The organism is Amycolatopsis sp. NBC_01480 (genome assembly GCF_036227205.1).
GTDB lineage: Bacteria > Actinomycetota > Actinomycetes > Mycobacteriales > Pseudonocardiaceae > Amycolatopsis.
This window is the reverse complement of sequence record NZ_CP109442.1, coordinates 8,696,155-8,712,522: the sequence shown is the minus strand read 5'-3', so window position 1 is coordinate 8,712,522 and position 16,368 is coordinate 8,696,155. Positions and strand designations below refer to the sequence as shown.

Annotated in this window: 1 protein-coding gene; it reads left to right on the top strand. The window is 72.3% G+C overall.

From position 1 onward, the window contains the following. The first annotated feature begins 129 nt into the window (after positions 1–129). Positions 130–16,350, top strand: coding sequence for a type I polyketide synthase (locus OG371_RS40860; protein WP_329062020.1), 16,221 nt, complete (start codon positions 130–132; stop codon positions 16,348–16,350). Positions 16,351–16,368 lie beyond the last annotated feature (18 nt).

Sequence of the window (16,368 nt, the reverse complement as noted above, 5' to 3'; positions counted from 1 at the left end):
CCTGCCGGCGGCGGGCGGCCGGAGTGCGGAAATCGGGCTGTCCTCTAGGAAAAAGTACAGGGTGCGGACTTCTACGATCGGGGCCAAGTCAGTTCCGGACCAGGGTCCTAAGGTTGGTGGCGCGGCGATATGACGAGCGAAGCCTGCAACGTGTCCTCGGCCGGCGAGGGTGACGGCGGTGCCGCCGAAGCGTGGCGCGAGCAGCTGGCGAGTGGTTCGCGCGGTGACGCCGTCCGGAAGCTTCTGGCGCTGGTCCAGCGGTTCGCCGCCTCGGCGCTGGGGGTCGAACGCGCCGAGGTCGAAGATCCGCTCCGCCGTTTCGCCGACCTGGGCCTCAATTCGCTGGCCGCGGTCGAGTTGCACCGTCTGGTCCAGGCCGAACTCGGGATTTCCTTTCCCCTGACCGACATTTACGACCACCCCACTGCCAGCAGCCTTGCTCACGGCCTTGCTGTGCACCTTCTCGGCGAAGAATCGGCAGCGCAGACCGTCGTCGGGGGAGCCGAGGCCGACGCCAGCGACCCGGTGGTGATCGTCGGCACCGCCTGCCGCACCCCCGGCGGGGTGACCTCGCCGGAAGAGCTGTGGCAGCTCCTCGCCGAGGGCAAGGATGCCATCGGCGAATTCCCCGCCGACCGCGGCTGGGACATCGAGGGCTCCTACGACCCCGACCCGGACCGCCCCGGGCACACGTACTCCCGGTTCGGCGGATTCCTCAAGGGCGCGACCGAGTTCGACGCCGACTTCTTCGGGATCTCCCCGCGTGAGGCCGCCGCGATGGATCCCCAGCAACGCCTGTTGATGGAACTGGCTTGGGAGTTGTTCGAACGGTCCGGGATCGATCCGCTGTCGGTCGGCGGGAGCTCCACCGGAGTGTTCATCGGCGCGGAGAACCACGAGTACGGGCCGGGCATGCAGGACGCGCGCGACGGCGCGGAAGGCCACCTGATCACCGGGACCGCGGGCAGTATCGCGTCCGGCCGGATCGCCTACGAGTTCGGCCTGCACGGTCCCGCCCTGACGATCGACACGGCCTGTTCGGCGTCGCTGGTGGCGCTGCACGTCGCCGCCCAGGCCCTGCGGCGGGGCGACTGCGACCAGGCGATTGTCAGCGGGGTCGCGGTGATGGCCACTCCCGGCTCGTTCATGGCGTTCAGCCGGGTCCGCGGCTTGGCCGAAGACGGGCGCTGCAAGGCGTTCGGCGCGGGCGCGGACGGCACAGGCTGGGGCGAGGGCGTCGGCATGCTGCTGGTGGAACGCCTGTCCACGGCGAAGGCGCGCGGGCACCGGGTCCTGGCGGTGCTCCGGGGTTCCGCGGTGAACTCCGACGGCGCCAGCGCCGGGCTCACTGCCCCGAACGGGCTCGCCCAGCAGCGGGTCATCCGTCAGGCATTGGCCGACGCCGGCCTCGATCCGTCCGATGTGGACGCCGTCGAGGCGCACGGCACCGGCACCGCGCTCGGCGACCCGATCGAAGGCGCCGCGCTGCAGGCCGTGTACGGCGCTGGTCGCGACGCCGGGCAGCCGCTGCTGCTGGGGTCGGTCAAATCGAACATCGGCCACGCGCAGGCCGCGGCCGGGGTACTCGGCGTGATCAAGATGATCTCGGCGATGGGCGCGGGCGTGCTGCCCCGGACGCTGCACGCCGATCCCGCCACCCCGCACGTGGACTGGTCCGCGGGCACGCTGAAACTGCTTACCCAGCCACAAGAGTGGCCCGAGCGTGAGGCGCCGCGGCGATGCGCGGTCTCCTCGTTCGGCTTCAGCGGCACCAATGCCCACGTGCTCTTGGAGCAGGGCCCGCCGGTGCCCGATACCGAGGACGTCGAGGACCCGGGCGGCCCGACGCCGCTGGTGCTTTCCGCTCGCAGCCTGCCCGCTCTGCAGGCCCAGGCCGCCCTGGTGCGGGACGTGGTGCGGTCCGGCGCCCGGCCGCTGGACCTCGCGTTTTCCGCCGCGTGCAGCCGAGCGGCCCTGCCGCATCGGGCCGTGGTGGTGGACGCCGGTCTCGACGGCCTCGACGCGCTGGCCAAGGGCGAACGGCACGAGTCGGTCCACGAGGGCACCGCTCAGCACGGACGGCTCGCGTTCGTCTTCCCCGGTCAGGGCGCGCAGCGGCTCGGCATGGGCCGTGAGCTGCACGCGCGGTTCCCGGCGTTCGCCAAGGCTTTTGACGCCGCGTGTGCCGAAGTGGACCTGCACCTCGACCGGCCGCTGAAGTCGGTCATGTTCGCCGAGCCCGATTCGGCCGAAGCCGCGCTGCTGGTCGAGACGGGGTACACCCAGCCCGCGCTGTTCGTCTTCCAGGTCGCGTTGTTCCGGCTGCTGGAGTCGTGGGGCTTGCGGCCGGACGTCGTCACCGGCCATTCGATCGGCGAGGTCGCCGCGGCGCACGTCGCCGGGATCTGGTCGCTGCCGGACGCTGCCGCCTTCGCCGCGAATCGCGGCCGCCTCATGCAGGACCTGCCCGCCGGTGGGGCGATGGTCGCCGTCCGCGCGAGCGAAGAACGGGTTCGCTCGCTGCTTTCCAGGCACAGCAGTGAGGTTTGCGTCGCTGCGGTCAACGGTCCGGAGGCCGTGGTCCTTTCCGGACCAGAGGCCGACGTCTCGGCGTTGTCAGAGGAACTGTCCGAGCAGGGGATCAAGTCCACGCCGCTGCGGGTGAGCCACGCGTTCCACTCCTCGCTGATGGAGCCCGCGCTGGACGACCTGCGCTGGGTCGCCGACGTGCTGACCTACCGGAAGCCGAAGCTGCCGGTGGTGTCCACCGTGACCGGCGAGCTGGCGGACCTCGGCTCGCCCGAGTACTGGGTGCGCCAGGTCCACGAGCCGGTGCGTTTCGCCGACGCGGTCGCGACGCTGGGTGCCGAGGGCGTCACCTCGGTCCTCGAACTCGGCGCCGGCGCCACTCTGTCCGGAATGGTCGCGGAGATCCTTGCGGACGGGGACACCTTCGCGGCCCCGGCGCTGCGCAAGGATAAGGACGAGGCCGCCTCGATCGTCGCCACCATCGCCGCCCTGCAGGTCCGCGGTGCCGGACCGGACTGGTCCCAGTTCTTCGCCGGTCGCGGCGCCCGCCGGATCGACCTGCCGACGTACGCCTTCCAGCGCAGCCACTTCTGGACCGACAGCAGCGCCGGACGGGTAAAGTCCACTTTGGACCACCCGGTCCTGGACACCGCCTTCGAACTGGCCACAACGGGCGAAACCCTCTTCACCGGCCGGATTTCCCGGCGCACGCACGCGTGGGTCGGCGATCACCGCGTGCTCGGCCGGGTCCTGGTCCCGGGGACGGCGCTGGTGGAGCTGGCCGTGCGCGCCGGGGACGAGGTCGGCTGCGATCGCCTGGCCGAGCTGGTCCTGGAAGCCCCGCTGGTCCTCGGTGAGCAGGACGACGTCCAGATTCAGGTCACGGTCGGCGCGCTCGACGAGGCCGGCAGCCGGGCCGTCACCATTCACGCGCGGAAAGCGGCGACGGCGTCCTGGACCCGTCACGCCGCCGGCTTCCTCGCCTCGGGTGCGCCGGCGTTCGAGTTCGAAGGCGCCTGGCCGCCGGAGGGAGCGTCGGCTGTCGACCTTTCCGGTTGCTACGAAAGCCTGGTGCAGGCCGGTTTTGAGTACGGCCCGGCGTTCCAGGGGCTGACCGCGGCGTGGCGGCGCGGCGAGGACGTCTTCGCCGAGGTCCAGCTGCCTGAATCCGGCTCGCCGGAGACGTTCGGGCTGCACCCGGCGCTGCTGGACGCGGCTCTGCACGCGCCCGCGCTGAGCGGTCCGGCCGGGACCGTGCCGTTCTCCTGGACCGACGTCGCCCTGCACGCCACCGGTGCGTCGGCGTTGCGGGTGCGGGTGAGCCCCGCCGGTGCGGACGCTGTGCGGATCCTGGCCACCGATCCCGCCGGGGCGCCGGTGTTCTCGGCGGAATCGCTGGTCCTGCGCCCGCCATCGTTCGCCGGAGACGACGAGGGCGCTCTCGACCACCTCTGGAGCCTGGACTGGACGCCGCTGCCGGTCGACCTGGAGGCGCAGGACTGTTTCACCGTGCTCGGCGCCGACCCCCACGACGTGGCGGGCGGCCTGCTGGAGGCCGCGAATTCGGTGGAGAGCCACCCGAACCCGTGTGTGGACGGCGCGACGGTTTTCGTCCTGTCCGTCGACGGGAAGTCCGGCTACCGGGACGCGCTCACGGAGACCCTTTCGACGGTGCGCGACTGGCTGGCGGACGACCGGTTCGACGGCACCCGCCTGGTCGTCGTCACCCGCGGCGCGATGCAGTCCGCCGGTGAACCGGTCACCGATCCGGCCGCCGCGCCGGTGTGGGGCCTGATCCGGTCGGCGCAGGCGGAACACCCGGGCCGGCTCGTGCTCGTCGACTTCGATGCCGAAACCGCGGTCCCGGCCTCGGCCGCCGCACTGGCCGGACTGGTCGCTTCCGGCGAACCGCAGGCGGTCGTCCGCGGCGGTGAGGTCCGGGTCGCCCGGCTCGCCCGGCTGGCCGGATCCACCGACGCCGGTTTGCTGCCGCCCAGCGGAACTCCGTGGCGATTGGACAGTCCGCGCCTGGGGAGCCTGGACGAGCTGACCCTTTCTCCGTTGGCCGTTGCCCCGCCTGAGGGCCGGGAAGTGCGCTTGCGGGTCACCGCCGCCGGGATGAACTTCCGCGACGTGCTCAACGCGCTCGGCATGTATCCGGGCGAAGCCGGTCCACTCGGTGCGGAGGCGGCCGGGGTGGTCGTCGAGACCGGGCCGGAGGTGCAGGCGCTCCGGCCGGGTGACCGGGTGATGGGCATGGTGGACGGCGGTTTCGGTCCCGCCGCCGTGGTCGACGAGCGATTCCTGATCCCGATGCCCGCCGAATGGTCCGAAGTGGACGCCGCCGCGGTGCCGCTGGTTTTCCTGACCGCCTGTTACGCCTTGAGCGACCTCGCCGACGTCCGTCCCGGTGAGTCGGTCCTGATCCACGCCGGGGCGGGCGGCGTCGGCATGGCCGCGATCCAGTACGCGCGGCACCTCGGCGCCGAGGTCTTCGCGACGGCGAGCGAGGGCAAGTGGGACACCCTCCGCGCGCTCGGCGTCGCCGAGGATCACCTGGCTTCCTCCCGGACGACCGAGTTCGAACAGCGCTTCCTGGACGTCACCAGCGGACGGGGTGTCGACGTCGTCCTGAACTCGCTTGCGGGCGAGTTCGTGGACGCGTCCCTGCGCCTGCTCGCCCCCGGCGGCCGGTTCCTCGAAATGGGCAAGACCGACATCCGCGAGCCGGCCGGCGTCAGCTACCGGGCCTTCGACCTGTCCGAGGCCGGTCCGGACCGGATCCAGGAAATGCTGGCGGTCCTGGTGGAGCTGTTCACCGCCGGGGTGCTGTCGCCGCTGCCGGTCAAGTCCTGGGACGTGCGGCGCGCGCCCGAGGCGTTCCGGTACATGAGCCAGGCCCGGCACGTCGGCAAGCTGGTGCTGCGGATCCCGGGCGACTGGGACACTGACGGTACGGTCCTGATCACCGGTGGCACCGGCGGGCTCGGCGGCCTGCTCGCACGGCATCTGGTGCACGAACGCGGCGTACGGCATCTGGTGCTGGCGAGCCGGCGCGGCCCGGAAGCCGAAGGGGCGCAAGAACTTCTCACCGAACTCACCGAGTCCGGTGCCCAGGTTTCGGCGGTCGCCTGTGACGTCGCCGATCGCGACGCGGTCGCGGCCCTGCTGGCGGGCATCCCCGCGCAGCATCCGCTGACCGCGGTGGTCCACGCGGCGGGCGTGGTCGACGACGGCGTGCTGGACTCCCTGACCCCGGACCGTCTCGACACGGTCCTGGCCCCGAAGCTCGACGCCGCCTGGCACCTGCACGAACTCACCGCGGACCTGACCTCGTTCGTCCTGTTCTCCTCGGTCGCGGGCTCGCTCGGCAGCGCCGGGCAGGGCAACTACGCGGCCGCGAACGCCGGTCTGGACGCCCTCGCCCAGCACCGCCGCGACCTCGGCCTGCCGGCGACCGCGCTGGCCTGGAGCGCCTGGGCGCCGGGCAGCGGGATGACCGCGGCGCTGACCGAGGCCGACCTCGCGCGGATGGCCCGGGAAGGCCTGCCCGCGCTCACCGAGGACCGGGCGCTGTCCCTGTTCGACGCCGCGCTCGGCTCGGCCGCTCCGGTGATCGTCGCGGCGACCGTGGACCTGGCCCGGCAGCGTGACCAGGTGCCGCACGTGTTCCGCGGGCTCGTCCGGGCCCCGGTCCGCCGCTCGGCCGCCGCCAACGCTGCCGGGGCGGCACCGTTGGCCGCCCGTCTGCGTGGTCTGTCCGAAGAGGACCGTGAACGCACACTGGTCGAGCTGATCCAGGCCGAGGCCGCCGCCGTGCTGGGGCACGGCCGGTCCGCGGAGGTCGAGCCGGGCCGGGCGTTCAAGGAGCTGGGCTTCGACTCGCTGACCTCGGTGGAACTGCGGAACAAACTCACGGCGGCGACCGGGTTCCGGCTCACGCCGACCGCCGTGTTCAGCCATCCGACCCCGCAGGCTTTGGCCGCGCATCTGCTCGCCGAGCTGGTGCTGGACACCGGACCGGCCGAGCCCGTCAAGCCCGCCGCCGTGCTGGCCGACACTGTGCACTCCGGGGAGGCTGGGGACCCGATCGTCATCGTCGGGATGAGCTGCCGTTATCCGGGCGCGGTGCGCTCGCCCGACGAGCTGTGGGAACTCGTCTCTTCGGGCCGCGACGCGATCGGCGGCTTCCCGGCCGACCGCGGCTGGGACCTCGACGGCCTCTACGACCCGGACGGCCTGCGGCCCGGCACGTCGAGCACTCGCTCGGGCGGGTTCCTGGCCGACGCGGCCGAGTTCGACGCCGGCTTCTTCCGGATGAGCCCGCGTGAGGCGCTGGCCGCCGACCCGCAGCAGCGGATCCTGCTGGAGGTGTCGTGGGAGGCGTTCGAGGCGGCGGGCATCGTGCCCGGATCGCTGGCCGGCACGGCCACCGGGGTGTTCATCGGCGCGTCGAGCAGCGATTACGCGTCGCTGCTGTCCGAGGCCAGCCGCTCGGAAGGCTTTGTGCTGACCGGGAACACCGGCAGCGTGATGTCCGGCCGGATCTCCTACACGTTCGGGCTCGAAGGCCCTTCACTGACCGTCGACACCGCGTGCTCGTCTTCGCTGGTGGCGCTCCACATGGCCGCGCAGGCCCTGCGGCTGGGGGAGTGCTCGCTCGCGCTGGCCGGCGGGGTGGCCGTGCTGTCGGAGCCGTCGATGTTCGTCGAGTTCAGCAAGCAGGGCGGCCTGGCCGCGGACGGCCGGTGCAAGTCGTTCTCCGAGGACGCCGACGGGACCAGCTGGGCCGAGGGCGCCGGGATGCTTGTGCTGGAACGGCTTTCCGACGCGCGGCGGCACGGTCACCGGATCGTCGCGACGCTGCGCGGCAGCGCGGTGAACTCCGACGGCACGTCGAACGGCCTCACTGCGCCGAACGGCTCCTCGCAGCAGCGGGTGATCATGGCCGCGCTCCAGGGTGCCGGCCTGTCACCGTCCGAAGTGGACGCCGTGGAGGCGCACGGCACCGGAACCGCGCTCGGTGACCCCATCGAGGCGGAAGCGCTGCTCGCGACCTACGGGCAGGATCGCGATCGTCCGCTGTGGCTCGGGTCGATCAAGTCCAACTTCGGCCACACGCAGGCGGCCGGCGGGGTCGCGGGCGTGATCAAGATGATCATGGCGATGCGCCACGGTGAACTCCCGCGCAGCCTGAACGTCGGCACCCCCTCGTCCCAGGTGGACTGGTCGGCCGGCTCGATCACCCTGCTCGACGAGCCCGTGGCCTGGGTGGGCGACGGACCGCGCCGTGCGGGGATCTCGTCGTTCGGGATCAGCGGGACCAACGCGCACGTGATCCTGGAGGAGCCGCCCGAGCGCGAGCGGGTGCCCGCGAAACCGCGGCTGGCGCCGTGGCTGGTGTCGGCCAAGACCGAGGCGGCGCTGGCCGCCCAGATCGACCGGCTGACCTCGTTCGCCGAGGCCAATCCGGGCCTGACCGCGCTGGACATCGGCTACTCGCTCGTCGCGAACCGGTCCACCTTCGGCCACCGGGCGGCCTTGCTCCCGGGGCGGGACGGAGTGCGCGAGATCGCCCGCGGGGCTGCCACCGGTGGTCCGCTCGCGGTGCTGTTCACCGGCCAGGGCTCGCAGCGGCTCGGCATGGGCCAGGAACTCCACGCCCTGTTCCCCGCGTTCGCCGAGGCCTTCGACGCGGTCGCGGCGCACGTCGACGCCCAGCTGGACCGTCCGTTGCGCGAAGTCTTGTGGGGTGAGGAGAAGGATCTGCTCGACCAGACCGGGTGGGCTCAGCCCGCGCTGTTCGCGGTCGAGGTCGCGCTGTTCCGGCTCCTGGAATCCTTCGGGGTCCGGCCCGGTTTTGTCGCCGGTCACTCGATCGGCGAGATCGCCGCCGCCCACGTGGCCGGGGTCCTCTCGCTGGCCGACGCCGCCACGCTGGTGGTCGCCAGGGGCCGGTTGATGCAGGCGCTGCCGGATTCGGGCTCGATGGTTTCGGTGCAGGCGAGCGAAGCCGAGGTCCGGCCGCTGCTGGCCGGCCACGAGGACACGGTCTCGATCGCGGCGGTCAACGGCCCGGACGCCGTGGTGATTTCCGGCGCGGAAGACGCCGTCGCGGCGATCGCGGCCACCTTCGGCGCCCAGGGCCGCAAGACCAAACGGCTTCCGGTGTCGCACGCCTTCCACTCGCCGCTGATGGCGCCGATGCTCGCCGAATTCCGGGCTGTGGTCGAAGGACTCGACCTGCGTCCGCCCACACTTCCGGTGGTCTCGACGGCGACCGGCGCGCTCGCGGACGCCGAACTCCTCTGCTCGCCGGACTACTGGGTTCGGCACGCCGCCGACACCGTGCGCTTCGCCGACGCCGTGACGACCCTGCGTGACGCGGGTGCGGCGGGCTTCCTCGAAGTGGGCCCGGACGGCGCGCTGTCCGCCATGGCCCGGCAGAGCCTGCCGGCCGATGCGGTGGTCATCCCGGCGCTGCGCCGGGACCGCGGTGAGGAGGACTCGATCGTCGCGGCGCTCGCCGGGCTGCATGTGCTGGGCGCGCCCGTGGACTGGCCGGGGTTCTTCACCGGCTCGGGCGCGCACTGCGTGGACCTGCCGACCTACGCCTTCCAGCGTGAGCGGTTCTGGCCGGAAGCCGGTGCGGTTTCCGCCGCCATCGGGACCGACGACCGGTTCTGGGCCGCGGTGGAGGGCTCGGACCTCGACGAGCTGGCCGGGGATCTCGGGGTCACCGGGACCGCGCTGGAAGAGGTCGTGCCGGCGCTGTCGGCCTGGCGCCGCAAGCGCCGGGAGAAGTCCAAGATGGACTCGTTGCGGTACCGGGAAACCTGGCTGCCGCTGGAAGAATCGTTCGGGCCGGTGTCGCTGGGCGCCTGGCTCGTCGTGGTGCCGCGGAAGCTCGCCGAGGACGCTTGGGTCGCGTCGGTGATCGAAGCGATGGGCCCGGCCGCAGTCCGGCTCGACGTCGATGGCACGGAGCGGGCCGACCTGACCGAAGCACTCCAGGACTCGGTTCCCCACAGCCTGGCCGGAGTGGTCTCGCTGCTCGCTTTCACCGAGTCAGCTGCGGCCACGACCGCCGGACTGCTGCAGGCGCTGGGCGACGCGGAGGTCACGGCCCCGGTCTGGGCGGTGACCCGCGGCGCCGTCACGACCGGCCGCGCCGATCCGCTTCGGGCGGTCTCACAGGCCGGTGTCTGGGGTCTGGGCCGCGTGGCCGCGTTGGAGTACCCGCGCTCCTGGGGCGGCGTGATCGACCTGCCCGAGTTGCTGGACGAGCGTGCGGCACGACGGTTCGCCGGGGTTCTCGACCAAAACGCCGAAGACCAGGTCGCCGTCCGGGCTTCCGGGGTCTTCGGCCGCCGGCTGCTGCCCGCGCCGATCGTGGACGAGGTGACGGCCTGGAGTCCCACCGGGACGGTGCTGATCACCGGTGGCTCCGGCGCGCTGGCCGCCCATGTCGCCCGGGACCTGGCCACCAAGGGCGCCCCGCACCTGTTGCTCGCGAGCCGCCGGGGGGCGGACGCGCCGGGTGCCGAGGCCCTGCGTGACGAGCTGACGGCCCTGGGCACCCAGGTCACGCTTCAAGCGTGTGACGTCTCGGACCGGGACGCGGTCCGGGAACTGCTGGCCGGACTTCCCGCCGAGCTCCCGCTGACCGCAGTGGTGCACACCGCGGGCGTCCTCGACGACGGAGTGCTCGACGCGCTGACCCCGGACCGTTTCGACGCCGTGTTCCGGGCGAAGGTCACCTCGGCGCTGGTGCTCGACGAGCTGACCCGCGACCTCGGTCTCGAGGTGTTCGCGCTGTTCTCGTCCATCGCCGGCTCGGTGGGCAGCCCGGGGCAGGGCAACTACGCGGCGGCGAACGCGGTGCTCGACGCGATCGCCCAGCGCCGCCACGACGACGGGCTCGTGGCCACCTCGATCGCCTGGGCGGCCTGGGCCGGTGGCGGCATGGCCGACGAAGCACGGGTCGAGGAACGCTCCCGGCGGCTGGGCGGGGCCCTGCTCGAACCGGGCCTGGCGGCGGCCACGCTCAGCCAGGTCGTCACCGAATCGGCGGCGACCGCGGTGATCGCCGATCTGCGCGATCCGATGCTGCTGACCGCGTTGCTCGGGCTGCGGCCGGGCCGGTTGCTCTCGGAGCTGCCCGACGCTCGCCGTGTGCTCGAGGCGGACGAGGCTCCTGGCTCGGCTGGGGCCGAGCTGCGTGAACGGTTGGTCGGGCTGCCTGAAGCCGACCGGGCCGGGACGGTCTTGGAGCTCGTCCGCACCCACGCCGCGACCGTGCTCGGCCACGCTTCGGCGTCCGCGGTCGCTGCCGACACGGCCTTCCGGGATCTCGGTTTCGACTCCCTGACCGCGGTCGAAGTCGCCAATCAGCTGGCCGGGGTCACGGGCCTGGCGCTGACGTCCACAGTGGTCTTCGACTTTCCGACCCCGGCGGCGCTGGCCGAGCACCTGCTGTGCGAGCTGGTCGGCGATGACCGGCACACGCGCGTCACGGTCCGGACGCAGGCGATGGCGGACGAGCCGATCGCGATCGTCGGGATGGGCTGCCGGTTCCCCGGGAACGTGCGCTCGCCGGAAGACCTCTGGCAGCTGGTCGACGAGGGCCGCGACGCGATGTCGGTCTTCCCGTCGGACCGCGGCTGGGATCTGGCCGCGCTCGCCGGTGAGGGCCGCGGCACCAGCGTGACCGGCCACGGCGGTTTCCTCGACGACGTCTCGGAATTCGACGCCGGGTTCTTCGGCATCTCGCCGCGTGAGGCGCTGGCGATGGACCCGCAGCAGCGCGTGCTGCTGGAGACTTCGTGGGAGGCCGTCGAGCGGGCCGGGATCGACCCGGCCGGCCTGCGCGGGACGTCCACCGGCGTGTTCGTCGGCACCAACGGCCAGGACTACGCGAGCCTGATGGAGAACTCGCCCGAGGACGTGGAAGGTCATGCCACCACGGGCCTGGCGGCGAGTGTGGTGTCCGGCCGGGTCTCCTACACCTTCGGTCTTGAAGGCCCGGCGGTCACTGTGGACACCGCGTGCTCGTCTTCGCTGGTGGCACTGCACTGGGCGGCGCAGGCTCTGCGGTCTGGTGAGTGCTCGCTGGCACTGGCCGGCGGCGTGACGGTGATGTCGACGGCGACCGGTTTCGCCGGGTTCAGCCGCCAGGGCGGGCTGGCTCCGGACGGTCGTTGCAAGGCTTTCTCGGACGACGCGGACGGCACTGGCTGGGCTGAGGGCGTGGGCGTCCTGGTCGTCGAGCGGTTGTCCGACGCGGAGCGCAACGGGCACCGGGTCCTCGCGGTGATGCGGGGTTCGGCAGTGAACCAGGATGGCGCGTCGAACGGCTTGACGGCACCGAATGGTCCGGCGCAGCAGCGGGTGATCCGGCAAGCGCTGGCTGGGGCGGGTCTGTCCACTGCGGACGTTGACGCGGTCGAGGCGCACGGGACCGGCACGGTGCTGGGCGACCCGATCGAGGCCCAAGCGATTCTGGCCACCTACGGTCAGGATCGAGAGATTCCGCTGTGGCTGGGCGGAATCAAGTCGAACATCGGCCACACGCAGGCCGCGGCCGGGGTGGCGGGCGTCATCAAGATGGTGATGGCCATCCGCCACGGGGTGTTGCCGCAGACCTTGCACGTGAGTGAGCCGTCGTCCCATGTGGACTGGTCGTCCGGTGCGGTTTCGTTGCTGACCAAGCAGACTCCGTGGCCGGAGGTGGACCGCCCGCGTCGCGCTGGTGTGTCCTCGTTCGGGCTCAGTGGCACCAATGCGCACGTGATCCTCGAGCAGGCCCCGCCGACTGCGGCGGAGGCCGAGGACTCCGGACCGGTCGACATCGTGCCGTGGCCGCTCTCGGCGAAGTCCGAGATGGCGCTGAACGAGCAGATCGACCGGATGAAGGAGTTCTCCCGGCTCAATCCCGGACTCCCCGCGGCCGACGTGGGCCGTTCGCTGGTCACCGGCCGCGCGCTGTTCGACCACCGCGCGGTGCTGCTGACCGGAGTGGACGGTGAACCGGCCGTGGTGACGGGCCTGGCCACGGAACGCTCGGTGGCAGTGGTGTTCTCCGGCCAGGGCAGCCAGCGGCTCGGCATGGGACGCGAGCTGTACGAGCACTTCGCCGCGTTCGCGGACGCCTTCGACACCGTGTCCGCCGAGCTGGAGCGGGGCCTGGACCGGCCGTTGCGCGAGATCGTCTGGGGCACCGACGCCGAGGCGCTCGATCGGACCGGTTACGCCCAGCCCGCGTTGTTCGCGATCGAGGTGGCGCTGTTCCGGTTGATGGAGTCGCTGGCGGTGCGGGTTTCCCGGGTCGCGGGGCACTCGATCGGTGAGGTCGCGGCGGCGCACGTCGCCGGGGTCCTTTCGCTGGCCGACGCCTGTGCCCTGGTGACGGCCCGCGCACGGCTGATGCAGGCCCTTCCGACCGGCGCGGGGGCGATGGTGTCCGTCCGCGCGGCCGAGGCTGAGGTGCTGCCCCTGTTGGCGGGTCAGGAAGCCGAGGTGTCGATCGCCGCGGTGAACGGCCCGGAGACGGTGGTGCTCTCGGGCACCGAGGAAGCGGTGGCGGACATAGCCGCGCAGCTCGAAGACCTGGGCCACAAGACCAAGCGGCTGACCGTTTCCCATGCCTTCCACTCGCCGTTGATGGAACCGATGCTGGCCGGGTTCGCCGAGGCGATCGCCGGACTGTCCTTCGGGGAACCGCGGATCCCGGTCGTTTCCGGGGTGACCGGGCAGCTGGCCGGCGCCGAATTGTCCTCGCCCGAATACTGGGTGCGGCAGGTGCGCGACGCGGTCCGGTTCGCCGATGGCGTGACCGCGCTGGCCGACGCGGGCTCGGACACCATCTTGGAACTCGGTCCCGGCGGGGTGCTCGCCGGCCTGGCGCTCGACGTCGTCGATCCGGCCGAGGTGACGGTGATTTCCGCGCTGCGCCGCGATCACAGCGAAAAGGAGGCGCTGCTCCGCGCGCTGGCCCGATTGCACGTCAGCGGGGTCGGCGTCGAATGGACGTCGTTGTTCGCCGGAGCCGAGGCGAACATCAGCCTGCCGACCTACCCGTTCCAGCGCGAGCGCTACTGGCCGGCCCCGTCGGCTTCCGAGGCCGGTGACGCCGCGTCGGTCGGCCTCACGTCGGTGGGCCACCCGCTGCTGGACGGTTTTGTCGCGCTGGCCGACGACGCGGGCGTGGTGTTCACCAGCCGCCTGTCGACCCGCACTCACCCGTGGCTCGCCGACCATGTCGTGCAGGGCAAGACTTTGCTGCCCGGCACGGCCTTCGCCGAGCTGGCGATCCGGGCGGGCGACGAGGTCGGCTGCGCGCGGATCGAAGAGCTGACACTGGAGTCGCCGCTGGTCTTCCCGGGCCAGGGCGCCGTGCAGGTGCGGGTCTCGGTGGGCGCGCCCACCGACACCGGCGGGCGCGCGATCCTGATCGACTCCCGGCCGGCCGGTGCCGACGACGCGTCTTGGCTGCGACACGCTTCGGGCAGCCTTTCTCGCGAGGCGGTTGCTCCGCCGGTCGAGGACGCGGCATGGCCTCCGGCCGGGGCGGAACCGGTCCCGGTCGAGGGCTGTTACGAGGACTTCGCCGGTCTCGGCTTCGACTACGGACCGGCATTCCAGGGCCTGCGGGCGGTCTGGCGCCGGGACAGCGAGATGTTCGCCGAGGTGAGCCTGCCGGAGCACGTCGTGGCCGACGCCGGTTCGTTCGGCCTCCACCCGGCGCTGCTCGACGCCGCGTTGCACCCCTGGCTGCTGCCGGACGCCGACCGTGACGGCACGGGCGCGGTCCCGTTCTCCTGGGAGGGCGTCTCGCTGCACGCCACGGGCGCTGCCTCGCTGCGGGTCCGGTTGGTGCCGACCGGCGAGGACACCATGTCGATCACGATCACCGATCCCGCCGGGCTTGCGGTGGTCACCGTCGAATCGCTGGTCTCGCGGGCTTTCTCCGGCGCACAGCTGCGTGCGGCGGACACGGTCGCCGGGGACACGGTGTTCGGAGTGGACTGGACGCCCGTGACGACCGAGTCTGCCGGGCCGAAGTCGGTGGCCCTGCTGGGAGAGGACCCGTTCGGCGTTGCGCGCGCTTGCGGTGCCACCGTGAGCGAAGATTTCGCCGCGCTGGACGAGGTTCCCGACGTCGTCCTGATCTGCCTCGCCGGTGACCGCGATCGCCCCGTGGACTCCGCGCACGCGCTCAGCACCCGCACGCTTGAACTGCTGCAGGGCTGGCTCGCCGAAGAACGGTCGTCGCGGCTGGTGTTCGTCACCCGCGGCGCGACGAGCGGCGAAGACCTCGCGGCGTCGGTGGCCTGGGGCCTCGTGCGCACCGCGCAGTCGGAGCACCCGGACCGCTTCGGGCTGCTGGACCTCGACCCGTCGGGGGACATCGGCACGGCGTTGACGATCCCGGACGAGCCGCAGCTGGCGATCCGCGGTGACGAGATCTTGACCGCCCGCCTGGCACGGCGGTCGATGGCACCGCAGCCGCTCGGCTGGGCGCCCGCTGGCACCGTGCTGATCACCGGCGGCACCGGCGGGCTGGGCCGGCTGCTGGCCCGGCACCTGGTGACCGAGCACGACGTACGGCGGCTGCTGCTGGCCAGCCGGTCCGGCCCGGCCTCACCGGACGCGGAGAAGTTCGTGGCGGAGCTGGCCGAACTGGGTGCGGACGCGTCGGTGGCCGCCTGCGACGTCGCGGATCCCGAGGCCGTGCGCGCCCTGATCGGCGCCATCCCCGCCGACCACCCGCTGACCGCGGTCGTGCACACCGCCGGAGTGCTCGACGACGGGGTGATCGGCGCGCTGACCCCCGACCGGATCGATGCCGCACTGCGCCCGAAGGCCGACGCGGCGTGGAACCTCCACGAGGCCACGCGGGACCTCGATCTCGCCGCCTTCGTGCTGTACTCGTCGATCGCGGGCGTGCTGGGCAGCCCGGGGCAGGGCAACTACGCGGCAGCCAACACGTTCCTCGATTCCCTTGCCCGGCAACGGCGTAGCGAGGGTCTGCCGGCGGTGTCCCTGGCGTGGGGGCCGTGGGCGCAGGACACCGGCATGACCGCGACCCTGTCCGGCACCGACCTGGCCCGCCTGGACCGGGACGGCGTCGCCGCGCTGCCCGTGGAGCAGGGGCTCGCGCTCTTCGACCTCGCGGTCGGCTCCGGCGAACCCCTGGTCGTGCCGGCCGCCATCGACACGGCGGCGCTCAGGGCCCAGCGTGTGGTGCCGTCGATGCTGCAAGGCCTGGTCCCGGCAGTACGCCGGGCGGCGGCGGTTCAGACGGGCGAGACGGCAGCACAGCGGGTCGCCGGGCTTCAGGGTGACGAGCGGGCGCGGTTCGTGCTCGACCTCGTGCGCACCGAGGTGGCCGCGGTGCTGGGCCACTCGTCACCGGCTTCCATCGGTGCCACCAAGGACTTCCGCGACCTGGGCTTCGACTCGCTGACCTCGGTCGAACTGCGGAACCAGCTCAACGCCACCACCGGGTTGCGGCTGCCCTCGACCCTGGTGTTCGACTACCCGTCGCCCGAGGCCGTCGCCGCGTACATCTCGGCGCGGCTGCCCGAGGACGGCGCCCGGCCGCCGGGTTCGGCCCTGGAGGAGCTGGACCGGCTCGAAACGGCCCTGAAAACGGACGACGCCGAGCACGAAGCGGTCGCGAAACGGCTCGAAGAGATCATCGCCCGGCTGCGGCGCCCCGCACCGTCGCCGGCCGGGAATCCCCAGGCGCCCAAGGAAGACATCGCTTCGGCGTCGCTCGACCAGCTGCTCGGGATCATCGACGAAGAATTCGGCTGAGGCCGACGCTGAGACCGA